Raw genomic sequence first — 23683 nt, 5'->3', positions numbered from 1 at the left:
CACCCACGATCGCTGCCACGTTTTCCCTTAGTGTATGTTCCGTGTTATTGGAGATCGCAAAATACACGCTCTGAATCACATCAACTCCAGATAAAGTAGTGTTAAGATAATGATAATTATATCTCCTAAGTTTAAGTTAAGTTATGTTAACCTTATCAAAATACCAAATTGATTTTACTCTGCACGAAGGCGTCGAAACAATAATCTATCGCGGACAAGCACCGACAGACGGACTCGCAGCAATTCTGAAAGTCCTCAAAGCCGAATATCCCACACTCCAAGCCATTACCAGACTCAAACACGAATATCAAATCCGCAAAAATTTAGACAGCGAACAAATCGTCAAAGCCATCAGTCTCGAAACATTTGACCACCGATTAGGACTGGTTTTAGAAGACTTTGGTGGCGAATCCCTCGCAAAACTGCTCGAAAGAGAGACATTGAGCCCGCGAGCAAATTTAAATATCGCCATCCAAATAGTCAAAGCCTTACACTACCTGCATTTTCAGCACATTATCCACAAAGACATCAAACCCAGCAACATCATAATTAACTCGCAAACAAAAAAAGTAAAACTCACCGACTTCGGCATTGCCACAAAACTGAACAAAGAAAACCCGCAATTTAACAATCCCAACTCAGTCGAAGGCACATTAGCCTATATGTCACCCGAACAAACCGGGAGAATGAATCGCACCCTCGACTACCGCACCGACTTTTATTCCCTCGGAATTACCTTGTATGAAATGCTGACAGGTAAACTGCCTTTTCAAAGCAGCGATCCCTTAGAAATAGTTTACAGCCACATCGCAGTTCAACCAATATATCCCCATCAAATCAATTCAGAAATACCGGACGCCATCTCAGAGATAGTGATGAAATTGATGGCAAAAAATGCCGAAGATAGATATCAAAGTGCAGCCGGATTGTTAGCAGACTTAGAAATTTGTGTGTATCAGTTAGAAACAACCGGAAAAATTGCCAACTTCATCCCCGGACGCTTAGATATTCTCAGCCAATTGTTAATCCCCCAAAAATTGTACGGTCGGGAAAATCAGGTTAATGAATTGCTAGCAGCATTTGAACGTGTTGGGGCGGGTTTAGCCAAGAATGTCTTAGAAAAACCAACAACCTTAGAACAAAACCCGCCCCCCTCAGCAACCAGCGAATTAATGCTAGTATCAGGCTACTCAGGCATCGGTAAATCAGCCGTAGTCAACGAAGTTAGCAAACCCATTACCCGGTCAAAAGGTTACTTCATTAGCGGTAAATTTGACCAATTCAAACGCAACATTCCTTATGCCTCATTAATCCAAGCATTTAACTCCTTGCTGCAGCAATTGCTAACAGAAAGTTCCGCTTCATTAGAAATATGGCGGACTCAAATATTAACAGCATTGGGAACAGACGGCAAAGTAATTGCCGACGTAATTCCAGAAGTTGAATTAATCATCGGCAAACAGCCAGAAGTGCCGGAAGTCAGCCCGACAGAAGCACAAAATCGCTTCAATCGGGTATTCAAAGAATTTATTCGCGTTTTCGCGCGAAAAGAACACCCCCTAGTTATCTTTTTAGACGATTTGCAGTGGGCTGATTCAGCAACATTAAAGTTGATGCAAATACTGATAAGTGACCCTGACCAGCAATATTTGTTGCTAATCGGTGCTTATCGAGACAATGAAGTTAGTCCGACTCATCCGTTAATTCAGATTGTAGAAGAGATTGAAAAAACTGGTACAATTGTCAACAATATCGTGCTGCAACCGCTGGATTTAGCAAATGTGACTGAATTAGTCGCTGAAACACTCAACAGTTGCACAGAAAAAGTAACAAATTTAGCAGAGTTAATCTGGAATAAAACGGGGGGCAATCCTTTTTTCTTGACGCAATTACTCCAAGCACTTTATCAAGACTATCTTTTAAAATTTGACTTTAATCCCCTTACAAATGAGGTAAGTAAAGGCGAGTGGTATTGGAGTATCGATGAAATCCAAGCCATTGGGATTACCGATAAAAGTGTGGTGGAACTGGTAGCCAGTCGCATTGAAAAGCTGCCCGCCGCTACGCAAAAAGTGTTGAAGCTAGCAGCTTGTGTGGGAGATAAATTTGCTCTAGATGTGCTGTCACTTGTCAGCGAAGAGTCAGCTAATACTACAGCCACTGAACTTTATTCAGCTTTGCAAGCAGGGTTAATTCTGCCATTGAGTGATGCTTATCGTATTCCTTTACTATTTACGCAAGGAGAAGCGGTTAATCTAACTTTTGACACGTCACGGGTGGGATACAAATTTTTGCACGATCGCGTCCAGCAAGCCGCATATTCGTTAATTCCTGAAAACCAAAAGCAATCCACCCATTTGAAAATCGGTCAATTACTGTTACAGAATACTCCACCTGACCAGCTAGAAGAAAACATCTTTGATATCGTCAATCAATTGAATGTGGGAATTGACACGATTAGCCAACCAGCAGAAAAGACGCAGTTAGCCCAATTAAATTTAACTGCTGGACGCAAGGCCAAAGCGGCGGCGGCTTATGAAGGTGCTGTTAGGTATTTGCGGGTTGCTATGGAATTATTGCCACCGGATTGTTGGCAAATTCAATATGACTTAACGTTAGCAATTTACGAGTCAACAGCAGAAGCTGAATACTTAAACGTCAACTATGAAAATTCAAAAAACCTAGTTGATATTGTACTGCAACAATCTAAAAACTTACTGGAAAAAGTGAATGTTTATGAACTACAAATCCAGTCTTACAATGCTCAAAATAGACTTGTAGAATCACTAAATACAGGACTGGAAGTGCTGAAACTGTTAGGCATTTCTTTTCCTCAAAACCCCAACGCGCTAAATATTGTGGCGGGACTGATTAATACAAAACTGAGCTTGCGATTGAAACGAATTGAGGATTTAGCTAACTTGCCAGAAATGATTGAGCCCGACAAACAAGCAGCCATGCGGATTTTATCAGGGATTCTCAGCACTGCTATTCAGGCTAAGCCCCGACTGGTACCGCTGCTGGCATTTCGGATGGTCAAGCTGTGCATTAAATATGGTAATTCGCCTTACGCGAGTATTGCCTACGTTTTTTATGGCGTAGTTATGTACAAGGTAGGGGACATTAGTTTGGCATACCAATTCGGTCAACTGGCAGTTAGGATGTTAGACAAATTTCCATCCCGTTCAATCAAAAGTAGAGTTTATGCAGTCTTTGGTTCTTTTATTCAACAATGGAAAACCGATCTTAACTCAGGATTAGGCGATATCAAGGAAGGTTTTCAAACCGGCATGGAAACGGGAGAGTTGGAATATGCAGCTTATTCTATTAATATATATTGTACTTATAAGCTGTGGATGGGAGAGCCTCTCGCTCAGGTTGAAGAGGAGACAGGTAAGTATCTGAAACTAATGCAGCAATCTCAACTAGAAATGGCTGTACAGTATATAAGTGTAGAGAGACAGACCGCCCTCAATTTGTGTGGCAAAACTGTCGAACCATGCTATTTAGTCGGCGAGAGCTTCAATGAATTAAAAACGCTCCCCGCTTTAATAGAAGCTAAAAGCTTTATGGTAGTTTGTTTGGTTTATAATGCCAAAGCTATGCTTAATTTTCTCTTCCGAAACTACTTACAAGCGTTAGAAAATTCAAGACTTTTTGAAAAATATGAAGAAGCCGCAGCCGGACTTTATGTAGTTTCCGTGAATAATTTTTACTACTCTCTCAGTCTCCTCGCTTTGTATGCCACAACTGGCAAAGGAGAGCAAAAGCAATATCTAAAAAAAGTGGTACATTTCCAAAAAAAGATGAAAAAATGGGCAGTTCATGCTCCGATGAATTATCAACACAAATACGACTTGGTAGCAGCAGAAAAAGCGCGAGTGTTGGGGCAAAATAGCCAAGCAATGGATTTGTACGATCGCGCAATTGATGGAGCAGCCAATAACGGTTACATTCAAGAGGAAGCATTAGCCTATGAATTAGCAGGAGAATTCTATCAAGCTTTGGGTAAAGAGATAGTTTCTCAAGCATATCTGACTAAAGCTTATTACGGCTACATCTGTTGGGGAGCTGTCGCAAAAGTTAAAGACTTAGAGTCAACACATCCTTTCTTAGCAGCACAGACGCGCACAATTCAAACCCCAACCCTCCATCTCACTCCCACTACCACTGGAAGCACTACCAGTAGTAGTTTAGGCGATTTCTTAGACTTGGCTAGTTTTATTAAGTCGGCGCAAGCGATTAACAGTGAAATTGTTCTAGAAAAATTGTTGACAAAATTAATCAAAATTATTTTAGAAAATGCCGCGGCTCAAAAAGTCGTGCTGCTGCTTCTGAAAGACGATCGACTTTGCATCGAAGCTGTAGGAAATTCTACATATAGCACGGCGACTGTTTTACAATCTATGCCATTTGAAAACAGTCAAGAGTTGCCTGTTTCTGTCATTAACTATGTTTGCCGTAGCCAAAAACCTCTGGTATTGCAGGATGCGACTTTTGCCGAACTTTTTAAGGCAGATGCGTACATTAGAGAATTTCAAATTAAATCAATACTGTGCTTGCCAATTATTTATCAATCCAATCTGCAAGGGATTATTTACTTGGAAAATAAGTTGGCAGCCGGAGCTTTTACCACAGACAGGGTAGAAGTTTTAAAAGTATTAGTTTCCCAAGTTGCTATTGCGATAGAGAATGCTCGTTTGTACGCACGCGAGCAAGAAAAATCTCAACAGTTAGAAAAATCTTTTTCCGAACTGCAACAAGCGCAACTCCAACTAATTCAAGGTGAAAAAATGTCTTCCCTGGGCAATTTAGTTGCAGGTGTCGCTCATGAAATTAACAATCCAGTCGGTTTTATTGCGGGGAATATTAACGAAGCTACGGCTGCTGTTGCTGATTTAATTAGTCATTTGCAATTGTATCAGGAAGAAGTGCTCGCTCCTAGCTCAAAAATCGAACAGGATGCTGAGGATATCGATTTAGAGTATCTTATACAAGATTTACCAAAAATGCTGTCGTCGATGAAAGTTGGGTGCGATCGCATTCGTAACATTAGCACATCTCTCCGCACTTTTTCTCGTGCCGATACCAGCCACAAAGTGTCTGCAAATATCCATGAAGGAATTGACAGCACTTTAATGATTTTACAGCATCGATTGAAAGGAAATCAAGAGCGTCCCGCAATTAAAGTAGTTAAGAACTATGGAAATATCCCCAAAGTAAAGTGTTATTTGGGACAGTTGAATCAGGTTTTTATGAATGTTTTGGCGAATGCGATCGACTGTTTTGATGAATCAAATAAAGGTCGGAGTTTTGCACAGATTGAACTCGATCCTAATACGATCACTATCAAAACTGAGATTGATGATGAAAATCAAACTGTTGTAATTAAGATGAGAGATAATGGCACGGGAATTCGGGAAGAAGTTATATCGCGAATATTTGACAATTTATTTACTACAAAAGGAGTCGGCAAAGGTACGGGGTTAGGTTTATCTATCAGTCGGCAAATTGTGGCAGAAACTCACGGAGGCTGTTTAAGTTGTGAGTCTGTGGTGGGAGAAGGGACGGAATTTGCGATCGCCCTGCCGCTTTGATAAAATTTATTCACCACCCTTACCGAATCAGTCATTGCCAATTGTTTAATCTAAAATCTAAAATCTCAAATGGTATGACTTGTGCTTAACACAGACTTGGAAATTTGTCAATTCCTAAGTATCTATCAAATAGTCCACAGTTCACTGTTTAAAGCAGGCAGTATGCAGTTACATTGTTAGCTAAATCCTGTAATAACTGTATTTGATAGGAGTTTTTCGCGTGAACGCTGCCGAACAAGCCAAAAATATAGAAGTTGCCAGCAAAATTGCTGCGGTTGTTAATTTATTCAAGTCCGAATTCCCGGATACAAAAGTCGATTTGAAACCTTGGATGAATGACCAGGATACCAGAGAACTTGTAGATCCAGATTCGATCGACATTGGCTTCCATTTTCCCGGTAGAAGTCGCTTGCTGCAAAGCCGCAGCATTTTGATTCAAATCCGATTTTACCAAGATCCGGTGGAAGGATATCGGCGGGCGATCGGGGTTGAGGCGGCTGGTTACGATCATACTGGTCAGCAGTGGCACTTTTCTACCGTTGACAATTGGGGTTTTGTCGGTGCAACCGAACCCGCTCCGGAGTCTGCCGAAAAGCTCAAACACTTTTGCCGCGAGATATTCGGTTTGTTTAATAGTTAAGTTCCAGGGATTGTAGCAGGGATTTGACCCCACATCCTAAGTATATTGATATCAATGATCTGGCACCATTTCTAATAATCCCTTTAGAGGTGGCGTCTGAGCAACGGCCCACAATAAAATTTAATTTTTGTGGAACAGGCATCATGCCTGTTCTTGACAATGGTGCTTGAGTGTGAGTTATTTCAAACTATCGCAATTGTCGATCGACCTACAGCCAACGGGATAAACAGATTTGTAAGTAGTCGATCGCTTGCCAAACAAAGTATAGCGGTTATCGCGGACTTGTTCGTACACGCGATCGCCCATCCACTTCATCCCCGGCATTGCCCGGTAAGCAGCCACAAACACCTCGCCTCCCGGCAATATCCGCCCGATTTCCTCCGCCGCATCGCTGCCCTGCCAGCGCCGTTCCGGGGTGTTGCCATCTATCAAAATCATCCCCATTTCGCAGTCTTGAGACGTAATCCCAAAGCGATTTAATTGCTCTAAATCTTGCATGGGAATATACTCAAACCGCTTGCCTTGGTCTAAGGTTTCTAGTAACTGTACCAAGGTAACGCAGAGATTGCAATTGCCGTCATAAATTACGTTGTAATTCATTTGATAACTTCCTAAATTGGGGATGAACTATTGCAGGAATTGCACCTTACTTAGTAGCTGTAGGGTGCGTATGGGCGCACCTACCTAACTAACTATTTTTTTTACAGGAATCTCGATCGCAAATTCCGTGCCTTGACCCGGTGCAGAATCGCACTTAAGCAGCCCGCCGTGTTTTTCCACCACAATTTGATAGCTGATAGACAGCCCCAAACCAGTACCTTTGCCAGGTTCTTTGGTAGTAAAAAACGGATCGAACAGCCTTTTGTGAACATCTATCGGAATCCCCGGCCCGTTGTCAGCAATCCGAATCACAATATGAGAAGGATGCCGCATTGAATCATCAAAAACAGCAGAATCTGCTTGCATCAAAGCATCCTGTTCATATTTTACATCCGTACAAATCCGCAGCGTCGGCGAAGGACAATAAGGAATAGGCGCCAGTTGTCCCTCTGCCCACTGTCCAGTTTCCATTGCCTCTTCCAAAGCATCAATTGCATTGCCAATAATATTCATGAATACCTGATTCAACTGTCCTGCATAACACTGTACGGGTGGCAAATTTCCGAACTCTTTGACCAGCGTAATTTTTGGATGTCCTGCCGTTTCTTTCAACCTGTGCTGCAAAATCAACAAAGTGCTTTCAATCCCTTCGTGAATATCCACCTGCTTTTGTTCGGCTTCATCTAATCGCGAGAAATTCTTCAGTGACAGCACAATTTGGCGAATTCGCTCTGCTCCCATTTTCATCGAATTTAACAGGTTCGGCAAATCTTTGAGCAGAAAATTTAAATCGACATCATCTATTTCTTGTTGAATTGCCGGTGTTGGGTGCGGGTATTCCTGCTGGTAAAGTTGGAGCATTTTTAGCAAGTCTTTAAAGTAATCGTCAGCGTGCATGACGTTGCCGTAAATAAAGCTAACTGGATTGTTAATTTCGTGAGCTACCCCAGCGACTAATTGCCCCAAACTTACCATTTTTTCATTTTGAACCATCATGCTTTGAGTTTTATGCACGTCCCGTAGGGCTTTGGCCAATTCTTGATTTTTAGTCCTCAATTGACTTTCGGAAAGCCGCACCGCTTCTTCTGCGTATTTGCGATCGGTAATATCTTTGCGAATTGCTACATATTGATGGGGTTCTCCGCTGGCATTTAAGAAAGGTACAATGGTAGTATCCAACCAGAATAATGTGCCGTCTTTAGCTTGATTTTTCATTTCTCCCCGCCAAACCTTTCCTTGGCGGATGGTTGACCAAAGCTGCTTGAAAAAATCTGCTGGGTGATAGCCAGAATTGACAAGTCTGTGGGTTTTGCCAATCAGTTCTTCTCGGTAATATTTAAATTGTTCGCAAAATTGATCGTTGACATAGGTAATTGCGCCGAATTCGTCGGTATTTGAGACAATTGCCGATTGATCCAAAGCAAATTTTTCAAATTCCAACTCTTGGAGAGTTTGGCGCAATTCTGCTTCTGCTTGCTTGCGATCGCTAATATCAGTAATCATCCGCAAAACCCCGGAAAATTTGCCCTCAGCGTCGAACATCGGCGTCGCCGACACGATCGCCCACAAGTGAGATCCGTCTTTCCGAGTAAACTTAAAATCGTGGCGTTCGCGAATGCCTTGCCGCCTGCGCTGCACGTAACTTTCTGCTATTTTCCTAGATTCTCCGTCAATAAACTCAAATAGCGATCGCCCCAGCATTTCCTCCACAGTATACCCCAGCATTTCGCCCATCCGAGAGTTAGCAAAAGTCGTGATACTTTCGCTGTCAAACATCCAAACGCCCTCCGAAGCCGTCTCGACAATGCAGCGGTAATAATTCTCCCTCTCCCTCAGTCTTTCCTCTGCTTGCTTGCGATCCGTAATATCAGTTTGCACCGCAATAAAACCTTCGAGTTCCCCATTTTCTTGATAAATTGGGGCGATCGAAAGCGCCACCCAATAACCCTTTCCCTCCTTGCTGTAATTGTAAATTTCTTGATTAAACGGCACGCCTGCAGCTAAAGCCGATCGCAGTTGAGCAATAGTTAGCGGGTCTGTTTGAGGGCCTTGCAGTACATCACCCGGTTTTTTTCCCTGCATTTCTGCTAGCACGTAACCACTAATCCGAGTAAATCCTTCATTCACCCATTCAATGCAGCCTTGAGCATCAGTAATAATCACACCATTTTGCGTTTTTTGAGCCACAATAGCCAACCGCGACAATTCTGTTTCATTTTTTTTGCTTTCCGTAATATCTTCAGCAATACCCAGAATGTACTTAGGCGCGCCCGAATCGTCAAACAAAGGAACTTTTTTCGTGTGCAAAATCCGCTTTCCCCTGTGTGGAAGTTGGATAGTTTCTTCTGGCAAATCGACGCCTTTTCTCGTTGCAAGGACTTCTAAATCTTGTGCTTGCAAGTAATTTGCCTCCTCTGACTTCAACAAGTCAGCAGCATTGTTTAAGAGCACTTCATCCCTGGAATAGCCAAACAATTCTTCGCTAGCAGTATTCCAATAAATAAATTTTTGCTCTACAGCATCTTTAATAAAGACGCTAATCGGCAGATTTTGGAGTACCGCATTGAGAAAATCTTGAGTGTTTCGCAGGTTTTCCTCAGCTCGCTTTCGTTCAGTAATATCCAAAATTACTCCGTCGAGATAAACAACCCGACACAGAGAATTTGCGATCGGCGATACCGGCGAAACCACAGCCGACAAAAAGCCCTCAATTTCCCCTTGTCCTTCTTGTTTTCCTCTAGCCTCTTCCGCCTCGCAGCAAACAGCTTTGCCTTTTTCGTAAACCCAGCTAATTTCGCCGTCAGCCCGGACAATCCGGTATTCAAGGATGTACGGAGTTCTGGTTGCTACACTTTTTTTGACAGTAGCATCCACGTTTTTGCGGTCTTGAGGATGGATAATGCTGGCAAAAGAACGGACGCGATCGTTGATAAAATCAGAAGATGGATAGCCTGATATTTCTTGAACAGCCTCGCTCAAAAACGCCATTGTCCGTGTTAATGCGCCGTCGGGACCCGTACAGTCGCAGGTACAGCGGTATACAGCACCGGGAATATTAGCTACTAAATTTTTATATCGTTCTTCGCTTTTTAACAAAGATTGGCCGTCTTCGTTACTGTGCTCGCCGTTCTTAATTTTAGAAGAATTGGAGGAAATTTGCATGGTTTTTTTTCACTTGTGAGTGCGGGGGCAAGTGGTAGAGTAGATGACCCTATAAAAAGTGAATTTAATGTGCGAAATAATTCGTTATAAACTAATATAGTACAAAATTAGTTCTGCGAACATTCAGAAAATTTGAGGGCGGGTAATAGGTAAAGCTAATCAAGGCTAGAGATAGAGAAAACTGTTCGGAAACGCCTTGTCTAATGGATTTAATGGATTTAACTCACGCCCCGAGCACCATTCTCAAGAACAGGCTTTCCGGCCTGTTCCACAACAAGTGCATTTTCTTGTGGGGTGGGCATCCTGCCCGCCCATAAAAAGCTTATGGAGAATGGTGCTCGGGGCGTGAGTTTAACGGATTTAACAGATGGATGTTGAGGTTCGAGGGAAAGAGGGAAGATTTTCCCATTTTCCCAGTCTCCCAGTCTCCCACTCCCCCCTTCCCCACTCCCTCACTCTCGTTACAATAAGATAAGTTGCCTTGTTACCGATCGCCCCTCAAAAAAAACACCATGACTCAACAACAACCCCGGATTTGCATTCTCGGCGGAGGCTTCGGCGGACTCTACACAGCCCTGCGCTTGAGTCAGTTACCCTTCTCCAAAATCGAAAAACCCGAAATAGTTCTCGTTGACCGCCGCGATCGATTTTTGTTCGTTCCCCTGCTGTACGAACTCCTGACCGGCGAACTCCAAACCTGGGAAATTGCTCCACCATTTGCCGAACTATTGGAAAATACAGGCGTGCGCTTTTGTCAAGGCACTGTCTCCGGCATCGATGTCGAGGGAAAACGAGTGCAGTTACACGACGGGCCAGAAATTCCGTGCGATCGCCTCGTTTTAGCTTTAGGTGGCGAAACCCCTCTAGATATGGTCAAGGGTGCGGTTGAATACGCTTACTCGTTCCGCACTCTCGACGACGCCTACCGCTTGGAAGAAAGACTGCGGTTTTTAGAAGCCAGCAACACCGACAAAATTCGGGTTGCGATCGTTGGCGCCGGTTATTCGGGAGTAGAATTAGCTTGTAAATTAGCCGATCGACTCGGAGACAAAGGTCGCGTGCGGTTAGTTGAGCAAGCCGACATGATTCTGCGGACATCACCGGAGTTTAACCGCGAAGCAGCCACCAAAGCTTTAGACAAACGGAAAGTGTGGATCGACTTAGAAACAGAAGTAGAGGCGATCGAAGCGGACACAATATCCTTACTTTACAAAGGACAATTAGATGTTCTCCCCGTAGACATAGTGCTGTGGACAGTAGGAACTCAAGTTAGTCAAGCAGTGCGATCGCTACCCCTCAAACAAAACCGCCGCGGTCAATTAACAGTCAATCCGACAATGCAAATTATCGACCATCCAGACATATTTGCCTTGGGAGACTTAGCTGAATGTCACGATGCAACTGGTCAAAAAGTCCCCGGAACAGCCCAAACAGCCTTCCAGCAAGCTGACTACACCGCTTGGAACATTTGGGCATCCCTCACCGGCCGCCCATTACTTCCTTTCCGCTATCAGCCGCTAGGAGAAATGATGACATTAGGAATTGACAACGCCACCCTCGCCGGTTTAGGAATTAAACTCGACGGACAACTAGCCCACATTGCTCGCCGCTTAGCTTATCTCTATCGGATGCCAACATTTGACCATCAACTAAAAGTTGGTTTCAATTGGATTAGCAAGCCGATCCAGGAGTTGCTTAAAAGTTAGTTAATTGTTGACTGTTAACTGTTGACCGTTGACCGTTGATTGTTGATTGTAGGACTTATGATGGCGGTTCCGAAACCGGGTTTTTCACGGAAATACTTCACTACCCGCATATTTGGTAAAAACCTGGTTTTTTCGGTCGGAGTGTAGATTCAGAGAATATTAGGCAGGAGAAAAAATGCAAAATTCCACATTTCAACAGCCCAAAACTGAACTTCCACCGTTGATAGAGCGCGAGATTCTGTTCGGAAATCCCGAAAAAGCTAGCCCCCGACTTTCACCTGACGGCAAGTATCTCGCCTACATTGCACCAGATGAACACAACGTCTTGCAAGTGCGACTCCGTACCGTCGGTCAAGCAGACGATCACCAACTCACAGCAGATAAAAAACGCGGCATCCGCATCTTTTTCTGGACTTACAGCGGCGAAGAGTTAATTTACCTCCAAGATGCCGAGGGTGATGAAAACTGGCATTTATTCTCAGTCAATATCCAGTCAAATCAGGTTCGCGACTTGACACCATTTCAAGGCGTTCAAGCTCAGCCGATCGCCTTTGACCGCAACTTCCCCAATGAAATATTAGTGGGAATGAACATCCGCGATCGCAGCAAACACGACGTTTACCGCATCAACCTCAAAAATGGTGCAGTTGAATTTGACACCGACAACCCAGGTAACATCGTCGGTTGGACTGCTGACGCCCAATTCCAAGTGCGGGCGGCCACAGCCACAACTGCCGATGGCGGCTCAGAATTGGTGTTTCGGGAAACTGCCGACAAGTCTTGGGAAAGCCTACGAAGGTGGGGGCCCGATGAGGAAGGTGGTGCCGTCATGTTCTCAGAAAACGGCAAAATTCTTTACATCATCGGCAATCATGATGCTAACGCCGAACGTTTGATCGCACTCGACTTAGAAACCAAGCAAGAAACCGATCTCGCTTCTGACCCAGAATACGATGTCGGCGGCATTGTCGTACACCCCACCAAGCGAGAGATTCAGGCGGTTTCCTTCTACAAGGACAAGCAAGAGTGGCAGATTTTAGACCAAAGCATAGCAGAGGATTTTGAGGATCTCGGCAAATTTCGCCCCGGCGAATTCTCCATCACCAGCCGAAACCTCGCCGATACCACTTGGCTAGTCGCTTACATGACAGACGACGGCCCAGTTTACCACTATGCGTACGATCGCGCCTCCAAAACCTTCACCTTTCTGTTCAGCAACCAACCCAAACTCGAAGGGCTACCACTATCATCAATAGAACCCATTTCTTACACCGCAAGAGATGGTTTAACCATTCACGGCTACCTGACAAAACCGGTTGGTGTCTCAACACCCGTACCGACAGTCTTGCTTGTTCACGGTGGCCCCTGGGCACGCGATACCTGGGGTTACAATCCACAAGCCCAATGGCTGGCAAACCGAGGTTACGCCGTTTTGCAAATCAATTTTCGCGGTTCCACCGGCTACGGCAAAGCCTTTCTCAATGCCGGCAATCGCGAATGGGCCGCTAAGATGCACGACGACTTGCTAGATGGCGTTAATTGGCTTGTAGAAACAGGAATTTCCCAACCCGATAAAATTGCGATTATGGGCGGTTCTTACGGCGGTTATGCTGCCTTAGTGGGATTGACTTTTAGTCCCGATGTTTTTGCCTGCGCCGTCGATATTGTCGGGCCAAGTAATTTGATTACACTGCTGCAAACTATTCCGCCTTACTGGGAACCGATCAAAGCAAATATGTATCATCGCGTCGGAAATCTGGAAACAGAACCAGAGTTTCTGAAATCGATCTCGCCTTTATTTTTTGTCGATCGCATTCAGAAACCTTTACTCATCGCCCAAGGTGCTAACGACCCGCGAGTTAAAGTCGCAGAAAGCGAGCAAATTGTCAATGCCATGAAGCAAGCCGGCAAACCTGTAGAATACGTGCTTTATACAGACGAAGGACACGGATTTGCGCGGCCTGAAAATCGCCTGCACTTTTATGCGAGCGCCGAAGAATTCCTAGCCAAATATTTAGGCGGTCGATTTGAACCTGCGGGCAATATTGCCAATCATTCTGGTGTGGTGAATCCGCAAACAACTAACAACAGTTGACTGTTGACTGTTGACTGACTAATAATTAATGACTCAGGCGTTGCTGATTTATGGTATGAAAGGCTAAATATGCAAATCATAGAAACCAGTATCCACAAAGCTTCTCGATTTTCAACTGATTTTTTTCATACCCTGATTAAGCAACGCCTTAATGACTCATAACAAATGACCGAAGTAATTTTTATAGATGCTGCAGGCACGCTATTTGACGTTCGCGGCAGCGTCGGAGAAGTATACGGGCAATTAGCTCGAAATTTTGGAGTAACAGTTAACAACGAACAGTTAAATGCAGCATTTTTCCAAAGTTTTGCCGAATCAAGTCCTATGGCATTTCCCGGAATAAAATTAGCAAAAATTCCCCAATTTGAATTTGAATGGTGGCTAGCAGTTTCGGCGAAAGCTTTTCAAATAGCAGGCGTTTTTGACGAATTTTCAGACTTTCCAAAATTCTTTGCCGAACTCTACGCTCATTTTGCAACTGCTGAACCTTGGTTTGTCTATCCAGACGTATTGCCCGCATTAAATAGGTGGCAGCAACAAGGCATTGAATTAGCCGTAGTCTCGAATTTCGATTCGCGACTTTATGCAGTCTTAAAATCACTCAATTTAACTGACTATTTCACATCAATCACAATTTCTACCGAAGTTGGTGCCGCCAAACCAGAGTCTCAAATTTTTGCCGCAGCTTTGCAGAAACACAATTGCCTTGCGGAAAATGTGTTACATATTGGCGATAGTTTCAAAGCTGATTATTGCGGTGCGAGAAGTGCTGGGTTAAATGCAATTTGGTTGAATCGCCAACAGGAAAAGCTGGATTTAGGAAAGTTGGATTTAACTGATTCCCAAAAAGTAGAGGATTTTGCCAGTCTGGATTTTATACAAATATGATTTTTATGAGGTCAATCTTATGATTTTTATGAATTGACTTTGAGAGCTATTTATTGAATAGTATGGATAATTTAACCACAGAGAGCGCAGAGGGCGCAGAGGAAGAGAAGAGAGAGATGATTGCTATATTTAATTTCTAGTCGGAAAGAACTTTACCGATACTAATGGTGAACTCTATGGAAACTCGACTCACTCAAGCTCAGTTAGCACAGGTTGTCGCTGAAATAGACAAGTTATCGCAGCAGCGCGAGTTAGAATTGGGAACCGCTCAGGTAAGAGAAATTTTACGGGAGTTGAATTTGCCTGATGAGCTTCTTGAAGATGCGATCGCCCAAATGCAACGCCACGAAGCCCTAGAACAACAGCAGCGACGCAACCGCTGGATCGCGATCGCCTCGACAGCAGTTGTGATTTCGGCGATCGGTATAGGCGTACTGTTCGGGCAAAATCAGCAGCAGCAAACTGCTCAAATTGTCGCAGGAGAAGACCGAATTGCCCTATCTCAAAAGGGCGGTGACAGCCTTACTCAAGTCAACCGTCAAATCAATCCCCGCGTTTACTACCAGGTGACGTTGCAAAATGCTCCGATCGGTCGTGAGTTGTCTTTACAATGCGACTGGATTAATTCTAGCGGTCAAACTGTGCATCAGGGCAGGTATCAAACTCGCACGATCGATACTGCGGTTTGGAATACCCACTGCTTTTACGATCTCGGATCTGCAGCAGCCCCAGGCAAATGGGAAGTTCGGATGTCCCTGGATGGGCGCGTCATCAGCACTGAACCTTTCACGGTGAAATAGATGGGTGCGCTCGACAAACCTTCACATTTCATAGGCTACTGGGGAGAGGGCGATCGCACAAAAACGCTCAGCCGTTTGGTGCCTGACTACTTCATCCGACAGGGCAAATTATCAGAATGGGCGATCGCCTCTGCATCAGTCCTCGCGGGCGATCGAGTGACGCTGAATGCTTGCGGGCGCGATCATCGGGCGACGGATTTACCGGGAGATGCTTGGGCGGCGGTAGAAGCCCAACAGCTACGGCTGGGGCGTGATCCGTTTGGGCGAGTGCCGCTTTATTGGATGCAGTTGGGAGAAACGATTTGGTTTTCGACGCGGATGCAACTGCTGCTACCGCTGATTGCTTCCCCTCAAATTAGCCCGATCGCCCTACACAGCTATGCTTGTTTTTCCTACGTACCCACGCCGTTAACGCCGATCGAGCAAATTGCATCCGTAGCAGCCGGAAGCGAGATGATTTGGCAAATAGCAGATGGTGATGCGATGCCGTTACCGAAAGTGCAATCGCTGCAATCAGCTTGGCAGGAAGCGCCCCAATTACTGCGGAGTGAAGACGAGGCGATCGCACAATTGCAAAGGCTGTTGCAACAGGCGATCGATCGACAAGTGGCGGATTTGCCGATCGACGAACCCGTAGGCGTTTTACTCTCCGGTGGCATCGATTCTTCCCTGGTGACGGCGCTGCTAGTGAAAGCAGGCTTGCAAGTGCGCGCCTATGCCCTCGATTTTGGTGTCGAAGCCTATTCCGAACTGCCCTACGCCCAAAAGGTGGCTGACTTTTTTCAGATTCCGCTGATCCGAGTGGCGGCGACGGGCGATGCAGTGTTGCGGGCGATCGGGCCAACCGCCAAAGCCCTCGATTTACCCTATGGAGACGGCACAACAGCCCCGCTGTTTTTGCTCAAACAGGCGGCGGCGCAAGAGGTGCGAGTTGTATTCAATGGCGAGAATGGCGATCAGCTATTTGCTGGATGGACAAACAAGCCTTTGATTGCCAACGGAGTTTACAGTGCAGAACATCCTGCCGGAAAAGAAACTTTTGAACAGCAGTATTTGCGGACGTTTCAGCGATTTTATGGTTATGAAAAACAGATTTTTTCGCCAGAAATGCTCGATCGCATCCAGTCTCACGATTTGAGCGTTTACCTGCAAGACGCGATCGATCACGAAACCTGTCCTTCCCTGCTAGCGAGGTTACGGCGCGCTTCGCTGATGCTCAAAGGTGCCCAAAATATTCAGCCGAGGGCAACGGCATTGGCGTTTGCTTGCGGTTTGTGGGTGCGATCGCCCTTCTGCGACCCCGACCTCACAGCATGGACGTTTCAACTCCCTGGCGAGCTGCTACTGCAAGGTGCGTGCGAAAAATACATCCTCAAAAAAGCCTCCGAACGCTGGTTGCCGCCGGAAATTGTCTGGCGGGAAAAGCGCGGGATGGGCGTGCCGTTGAAGGTTTGGTATTACCGCGAGTTTTGGGCTGCGATCGGCGATCGGCTGAATCCGAATGTGTTGCGATCGCAAAATTGCTGGCAGCCCCATTTGGCTGACTCGATGTTATCGGGACAACTCGGAGTTGCAATGCGCGATCGCTATATTGGCAATAATCTCTGGTTGCTGCTGATGTGGCAGGCATGGCGAACCGAGGTTTTAGGCGAAATTCCGGTTAAGCGATCGCTTGATCATGTGTTTTGGTTGCCACCGGCGATCGGGCAGCGCATTTGGAAATATCGAAGGAGGTTGATGGTTGATAGTTGACAGTTGACAGTTGACAGTTGACAGTTGATTTTACAATCTTCCCTGTTCCGAACATCCGTTAAATCCGTTAAATAATCCGTTGCCGAACATCCGTTACATCCGTTACAAAATCCGTTGCCGAACTTCTTCTATATGACCGAATCTTTGCTACAGAATGAAACCAAAACACATTCGCCGCCGTTCTCCGAAGCAATGGCTGAGCGACTTTTGTCAACTTATGGTTCGCCCTTATATGTGTATCAGGCCGATATCCTCCGTCAGACTCTTGAGCATATTACGCGATCGATCGACTATCCGCACGTTCAGTTTCATTTTGCTAGCGTCACCAACGGCAATATTGCTCTGTTGCAATTGATTCAGCAAGCTGGTTGGGGGCTACACGCGAATACACCGGGGGATGTTTTTTTGGGACTGAAAGCGGGTTTTACGAGCGATCGCATTGTCTACACCGGCAGTAACCTCAACAGGGCGGATATTCAGCAATTGATCGAGTGGAAGATCGATCGATTTAACTTCGATAGTCTGTCGCAACTCCAAGATTTTTGCGAATATTCCGGGAGTCAACCGCGATCGATCCGTGCCGAAATTGGACTGCGCCTCAACTCACCGGAATTGACGGGAGACAGTCGGATTGGAGTGCGTCCCGCCGAATTTGAGAAAGCCAACGAAATCGCGCAGCAGCAGGGGTTGAGAATTACCGGATTGCATTTTTATCGGGGGACTGGAACTAACGCCACGAGTGCTTTTACGCAGGCGATCGATCGCCTAATTGCGATCGCCCAACTGTTGCCCGATTGGCGAACCCTCGATTTTGGCGGTGGTTTTGGCTATCCCTATCGAGGCGGTGCGGTGTTTGACTGGCGGGAGTTTGGTGCGGCGATTACTGAACGATTGAGTGCGCTATCTCGCCCGATCGAGTTGGTGATTGAACCGGGACGATCGGCGATCGCAGGTTGTGGCGTTTTGCTTGCGAAAGTTGTGTCGGTGAAGTGGTTGGGCGTGAGGCAAATTGTCGGTGTGGATACGACTGTATCAAATCTATCGGTGCCTGCGGTACACGGCGGCTATCGGGCGATCGCAACTTGGGAAACCGACGATGTATCGCGACATGAAACGGATATTTGTGGCAACACAACTTATTCGCGGGATTATTTGGGGCGCAACTGTTGGCTACCGAAACTCAAAATTGGAGATGCGATCGCGATTTTGGATAGCGGGGCTTACGGCTATGCGATGTCGTCGCATTTTCTGCACCGCCCCCGCCCTGCTGAGGTGTTGATTGATGCTAAGGGCGATCGATTAATTCGACAGCGAGAAGACTATTCTATCTTGTTAAACGGGCAAATATTTTAATCGGGTATTGGGCATTGGGCATTGTTTCTTCCTTTTTGCGACTTCCATCGGACTGACATCCGTTACATCCGTTACAGAATCCGTTGCCGAACTTCCTTCTTCCTTCTACTTATTATCTCTCTTCTCTTCCTCTGCGCTCTCTGCGGCCTCTGCGGTTAAATCATTCCAAAACAACCGTCAACGATATAAATCCATTAAATCAATCAGGAGTAACCGACATGGGAATGAAATGCGTCCAGTGTAATACCGACAACATTTTGAGCGATCGTACCACCAACTCAGGTCGCTGCAAACAGTGCAACCATCCGTTTGTCTTTGAACCCACTACCGTCACTGATAAAAAGTTGGCATTCACCGATCCCTTTTTCAAAAATGCGATCGAAAATATTTCGAGCCAAAATATGTTGTTTTTTACGCACAAACAGTTTTTGTATTTTATTGACCAAAAGCTTAAATCTCGCGCCCCAGAAACCAGTTGGATTTTTCTCTACTTATTTTTTAGCGTATTTGCTGGAACCTTCGGCCTTACCTTCGCTCTTGCTATTTTCCCCTCACAATTCGCATTAATTATTCTCTTCGCTCTCTACAATTTGATTTGGATCGGGCGATTGTTCCACTACAGCAAATCTCCTGCTCAAGGTATTCGCGGCAGAAGAAATAATGCTAAAAATCTCCAGATTTTAGGGGGAATTATTTTAGTGCTGGGCATTTCAGGAAGCCTAATATTTGATTATTCTTCAGGATACATCGTAGCGATTACACTAGGGCTATTTTCCTACTGGCTCGGCATTTCACAAAAAAAACGCCCACAGATAACGGGTGAAATATTTCTCGTTAATCAAGCGCAGAGCGATAAATGGCTGCGAGACTGGCAAACAGTAAACGGCACATTAGAAAAACTGCTGCCTGCTGCTCGTCAAGAGGCTTTGCCCGCAACCATCGATCGCGAAGTTAGCGCCTACAGCTTCGATCGCGCAATTATCTGTGACAGTGACGAAATAGCTCAATTCCTCATTGCCAACAACGTCCATTTTGAAAACAACTGCGCCATTCTTAGTATTAGTGGCTATCCCCAAAGCATCTTCAACACCGTCATCGAAATGCTGCGCCGTAATGCCGATTTAAAAGTGTATGCACTCCACAATGCGAGTCCTGGTGGCGTTGGTTTAGTGCATCAACTGCGAACTAATCCAAACTGGTTTGCGAATCAAGCGGTGACGATTTTTGATTTGGGAATTTCTCCCCGTCAAATCTTAGCAACCCGCGATATGTTTGTGCAGCAATCTCAAACAATGGCACAAACAGCCCGTCAATTACCCGACGCTGTAAGGCAAAGTTTAACAGCCGAAGAATTAGCATGGCTAGATGCAGGCAATTTTGTGGAATTGGAATCGTTTACGCCGCAGCGGTTGTTGCGCGTGGTTAATTATGGACTTGCTCAGAGTGGCGAGCCGCAGACCAATGACGGCTTAATATTAGTGGATAATGCTGTCGGGTATGGTGGTGGCTATGTGTTTGTCTCCGATAGTTTTGGTTAGGGCGTGTTTTCAAACTTTATATTAAGCTGTTGCGGCATTTAAATTATATGTCAAAAAAATAAAGTCTTGTGGGGAGTAGGGGTTGGGCGTCCCGCCCGCCCTGAATATACCATTTAAATGCGCGACAGCTTAGACTTATTAATAATAAGCTTAAAAAGTCTTGAAACTTAGTCTGAATAATATTTTTAGCGCTCTTTTGTTAAAATCATAAAAAGCTTATCTTTGTAAGGGCTTCAGCGATTTTAAAATGAGTAGCAAAAAAGCTGAGATTAAGTCGGTGAGTAAAGGTTTCAGATTTTTAAATTTCCCCCCACGGGGGGAAGTTGAGTTTAAATTGTGTGAAATTTGCCTTTAACCCGCTCTCGTCTGGTTGTGTTTCTGTAGGCGCGGTTTCTAACCGCCCGGACTTGTAACCGCCTGGACTTATTTAAGTCGTATACTCCGCATTAATCTTCACGTAGTCGTAACTCAAATCGCATCCCCAAGCTTTTGCAAAACCGCTGCCATTCCCGACACTAACCTGAATTACAACCGTATCAGCCTTCAAATATTCTCCCTCCGCAGCCGCTTTCATATAATTACTTGCTGCCGCGCGATCGAACTCTTTAGGTTGCCCGTTTTCCATCATCAAAAAATCCCCCAATTGAATCCGCAAATTCTCTTGATCGAAAGGTACACCAGCGCGCCCAGCCGCCGCCGCAATTCTGCCCCAATTCGGATCGCGTCCGAAAATAGCAGCTTTCACCAAAGAAGAAGCGACAATTGTTTTGGCAATTTTACTCGCAGAAACTTCATCCAGCGCGCCACTAACTTGCACTTCTACCAGACAAGTTGCACCTTCGCCGTCACGGGCGATCGCCTTTGCTAAATGTACGCAAACTTCTGTTAGCATCGCCTCTAATTTTTCAGCATCCGCCCCCATTTCCGTAATTGCCGGTGTGCGGGATTGACCGTTGGCCAAAGCAATTAGTGAATCGTTGGTACTGGTATCGCCGTCAACAGTAATTTGATTGAAACTTCTGTTAGCAGCCCGACTCAGCATTTCTTGCCACAAATGCGATGACACTGCTGCATCGCAAGTTACAAATGCCAGCATTGTTGCCATATTCGGGTGAATCATTCCCGAACCTTTGCAAATGCCGCCGATGCGGACGGGCCGATCGCCAAACATGGTTTCCAGGGCGATCGTTTTCGGCACTAAATCAGTCGTACAAATAGCCTTAGCCGCCGCATCAGAACCAGTTTCCGATGCCTCAGCAACTAATCGCGGAATTCCCGCCCTCAGCGGCTCCATTTTTATCCGCTGTCCGATGACGCCAGTGGAGGCCAAAAGAATAGATTCTGGAGGAATATTCAGCGCTTCTCCCAACAATTTGGCACTTTCGAGGGCATCTGCCCAACCTTGTTCGCCAGTAGCAGCATTAGCTTGTCCCGCATTGCACAAAATTGCTTTCGCGCTGGGTTTAGCTTGCAAACGCTGGCGACAGTAGTCCACACAAGCGGCCCGGACAGTGGAGGTTGTGAAGACTCCGGCGGCGATGGCGTCTACCTCTGACAAAATTAAACTTAAATCCGGCAAGCCTGAAGGCTTCAAGCCCGCTGTAATTCCCGATGCTCGATACCCTCTGGGTGCTGTAACTCCGCCGTCAATTTCTTTCCAGTCCGACATCATGACCTCCCTAGTAGCCTTCAATCTGCTGAAAGGGGATTATACCATTTTAGATTTTAGATTTTAGATTTTAGACTTCGGCGTGAGCGCTCAGTCGAACGATTTTAGATTTTAGATCTAAGATTCCCCATTCTTTTGGGCCCAATTTCCCATTCCCCATTCCCCATTCCCAATTCCCATAAAACTAATCGCGGCTTCCAATCTAGAGTTAGAACTCAAGAAGAAGTCGCGACGGTTTTGTAATTGACATTATTAATTTTTAGCTGGCAAACAACAAACTCAATTCAACTATCTCGCCGTTGAAAAAACAAGTTATTTGCGATCGATACTCGCTGGAGAGCCAGCATCTAAACCAACTTCAGCAGACACACGGCTCAGCATTGATTCCTGACGGTTTTTGACGACGTGTTGATGGCGCATCATCAGGGTGCGGGCTTGTTCTTGAGTTGACATAACTGATTTCTCCAAACTATAGGTAATGACTTCGTAGACAATTGTCGAAATTGAGATTGCCCTAGCTCATAGTGGCGTTGCTGCGATCGTAACTGGCTTGAAAGCTGGGCTGCGGTTTGCCTTGAATATGACCCCAGTAGTGGGTATCTTCCATCCCGACTTCGGTGGCGGTGCGGTTGAGCATGGATTGCTGGCGGTTCTTCACCAGTTGGTGGTGGCGCATCATCAGAGAGCGAGCTTGATTTTCAGTAGACATATGCGGTTTCTCCGTATTCTTTAGATTAATGTTGAGCTGGTTTTTTCTTCTCTTCTATCACTATAACAGACAATTCTGTATCTAAAGCTACCAAATTAAAATTGTCACAAAACTTTACAATTGGGCTATGGGGCGAGAATCTCGATGCAGGTTGCAGGGAGTGCGATCGAGCTTGGGCTAGTGGATTCAGGCCCAACCTCAAGCAGCAGTGGGCAAAATTTGACAATATTCGTCTTCTAAGAGGCACATTTTGGCGGCTACGTAATTGCTAGTGGCAAAAATAACTTTATAGTTTGGTTCCGGGTTATAGATGCAGAATTTTGTCTCTCAAGAAAGTCGAATTTGCCTTAGTTAACAGTAAATTTAATAAGTAGCGAATCCCAATTATATTTACAATGATTAAGCAGCTCTGCTCAAGCATAGTCAAGTTTTTTGTAGTCAACTAGATAATAGAGTTGAGCCAAAGTGAATCGCCCTCGTCCTCCTGAAAAAGCGAGCTTTCTTTGTTGATAAAAATAGATTAAGTCCCAGCAGCCTCCCCACAAAAAAGAGCGATCGTCCTCCCCTAGAAAAACAATCGCCCATTAACCTATAATTTCAATCAACATCAAGTCCCGCCCTTAAAAAACTATGCTGTACCCACAATTACAGAGAGCCCCCTAGCCTCTTTTTCAGGAGGATGCCAGGGGGAGGGAAAGGCTCTGACGTTAGTTTTTTAAGTTGTGTGTACAGGGTAGCCTTTAAGAAAGGCGTGCCGGGGAATAAGCAGCCCTAATCGTCAAACAGTAGACTGGTACTACATAAGACGTTAAGTTGACACGACTGCTACTCGGCGACTTCAGCTTCCGCTTCCGCTTCAGGTGCATCAGGCACATCTTGCTTGATCGTCAAATAACGAATCACTTCTTCGCTCAGACGCATCGCGCGCTCCAGGGTAAAAATTGCAGCGCCCGGAGCTGTATAGTTCATTTGAACGTATACTCCGTCCCGGTGCTTGCCGATTTCGTAAGCCAAACGGCGCTTGCCACGGTGCTGAGTTTCGATGCTTTCAGCACCTTGATCGCGCAAAATAGTTTGATATTTAGCGATCGCCTGGTCTGTCATTTCCTCACCCAAATCAGGGCGCAGAATGTACATAGTTTCGTAAATAAACGGTTTCATGGCAATAATCCCC

Annotated in this window: 15 protein-coding genes; 9 read left to right on the top strand and 6 right to left on the bottom strand. The window is 45.4% G+C overall.

Going from position 1 to position 23683, the window contains the following annotated elements:
* Positions 1 to 143: 143 nt before the first annotated feature.
* A complete protein-coding gene (locus tag QUA70_RS18315) occupies positions 144 to 5597 on the top strand; it encodes a protein kinase domain-containing protein (RefSeq protein WP_333329712.1) in 5454 nt (1817 codons plus the stop codon).
* Between the two features lie 220 nt (positions 5598 to 5817).
* On the top strand, positions 5818 to 6237 hold the full coding sequence (locus QUA70_RS18310; protein ID WP_333329710.1) for a hypothetical protein: 420 nt from the start codon (positions 5818 to 5820) through the stop codon (positions 6235 to 6237).
* 177 nt (positions 6238 to 6414) lie between these two features.
* Here the strand turns inward: QUA70_RS18310 and QUA70_RS18305 are convergent, their stop codons facing one another.
* Positions 6415 to 6837 carry a DCC1-like thiol-disulfide oxidoreductase family protein gene (locus tag QUA70_RS18305; protein WP_333349046.1) on the bottom strand — a complete coding sequence of 141 codons (423 nt, stop codon included), beginning with the start codon at positions 6835 to 6837 and terminating at the stop codon, positions 6415 to 6417.
* An 84-nt stretch (positions 6838 to 6921) separates the two neighbouring features.
* Positions 6922 to 9999, bottom strand: a complete 3078-nt coding sequence (locus QUA70_RS18300; RefSeq protein WP_333349047.1) for a PAS domain S-box protein — start codon at positions 9997 to 9999, stop codon at positions 6922 to 6924.
* Positions 10000 to 10511: 512 nt separating this feature from the next.
* Between QUA70_RS18300 and QUA70_RS18295 the strand changes: the two genes are divergently transcribed.
* The 7 genes from QUA70_RS18295 (at position 10512) to QUA70_RS18265 (ending at position 20131) form a co-directional block, all read left to right on the top strand.
* A complete protein-coding gene (locus tag QUA70_RS18295) occupies positions 10512 to 11705 on the top strand; it encodes an NAD(P)/FAD-dependent oxidoreductase (protein ID WP_333349049.1) in 1194 nt (397 codons plus the stop codon).
* Between the two features lie 175 nt (positions 11706 to 11880).
* Positions 11881 to 13800, top strand: coding sequence for a S9 family peptidase (locus tag QUA70_RS18290; protein WP_333349051.1), 1920 nt, complete (start codon positions 11881 to 11883; stop codon positions 13798 to 13800).
* 165 nt (positions 13801 to 13965) lie between these two features.
* On the top strand, positions 13966 to 14688 hold the full coding sequence (locus tag QUA70_RS18285; protein ID WP_333329695.1) for an HAD-IA family hydrolase: 723 nt from the start codon (positions 13966 to 13968) through the stop codon (positions 14686 to 14688).
* A 176-nt stretch (positions 14689 to 14864) separates the two neighbouring features.
* Positions 14865 to 15488 (top strand): DUF3859 domain-containing protein, encoded by a 624-nt coding sequence (locus tag QUA70_RS18280; RefSeq protein ID WP_333349053.1) that lies wholly within the window; start codon positions 14865 to 14867, stop codon positions 15486 to 15488.
* Positions 15489 to 17240 carry an asparagine synthetase B family protein gene (locus QUA70_RS18275; RefSeq protein WP_333349055.1) on the top strand — a complete coding sequence of 584 codons (1752 nt, stop codon included), beginning with the start codon at positions 15489 to 15491 and terminating at the stop codon, positions 17238 to 17240.
* Between the two features lie 132 nt (positions 17241 to 17372).
* The gene (locus tag QUA70_RS18270) at positions 17373 to 18593 is read left to right on the top strand and encodes a decarboxylase (protein WP_333349057.1); all 1221 of its coding nucleotides are present in this window, start codon (positions 17373 to 17375) and stop codon (positions 18591 to 18593) included.
* A 218-nt stretch (positions 18594 to 18811) separates the two neighbouring features.
* Positions 18812 to 20131 (top strand): hypothetical protein, encoded by a 1320-nt coding sequence (locus QUA70_RS18265; protein ID WP_333329683.1) that lies wholly within the window; start codon positions 18812 to 18814, stop codon positions 20129 to 20131.
* Between the two features lie 427 nt (positions 20132 to 20558).
* Here QUA70_RS18265 and argJ read toward each other — a convergent pair whose 3' ends face one another.
* From argJ to rpsF, 4 genes are all read right to left on the bottom strand, one after another.
* Positions 20559 to 21800, bottom strand: a complete 1242-nt coding sequence (gene argJ / locus QUA70_RS18260) for a bifunctional ornithine acetyltransferase/N-acetylglutamate synthase (RefSeq protein ID WP_333349085.1) — start codon at positions 21798 to 21800, stop codon at positions 20559 to 20561.
* Positions 21801 to 22112: 312 nt separating this feature from the next.
* Positions 22113 to 22253 carry a hypothetical protein gene (locus QUA70_RS18255; RefSeq protein ID WP_333329678.1) on the bottom strand — a complete coding sequence of 47 codons (141 nt, stop codon included), beginning with the start codon at positions 22251 to 22253 and terminating at the stop codon, positions 22113 to 22115.
* Positions 22254 to 22314: 61 nt separating this feature from the next.
* Positions 22315 to 22509 carry a hypothetical protein gene (locus tag QUA70_RS18250; protein WP_006631905.1) on the bottom strand — a complete coding sequence of 65 codons (195 nt, stop codon included), beginning with the start codon at positions 22507 to 22509 and terminating at the stop codon, positions 22315 to 22317.
* Positions 22510 to 23334: 825 nt separating this feature from the next.
* Positions 23335 to 23670 carry a 30S ribosomal protein S6 gene (gene rpsF / locus QUA70_RS18245; RefSeq protein ID WP_006631907.1) on the bottom strand — a complete coding sequence of 112 codons (336 nt, stop codon included), beginning with the start codon at positions 23668 to 23670 and terminating at the stop codon, positions 23335 to 23337.
* Positions 23671 to 23683 lie beyond the last annotated feature (13 nt).

The sequence above is a fragment of the Microcoleus sp. LAD1_D5 genome, assembly GCF_036702115.1.
Classification (GTDB): domain Bacteria; phylum Cyanobacteriota; class Cyanobacteriia; order Cyanobacteriales; family Microcoleaceae; genus Microcoleus.
Note: the sequence above shows the minus strand (reverse complement) of the source record. Positions and strands in the feature narration are given on the sequence as shown.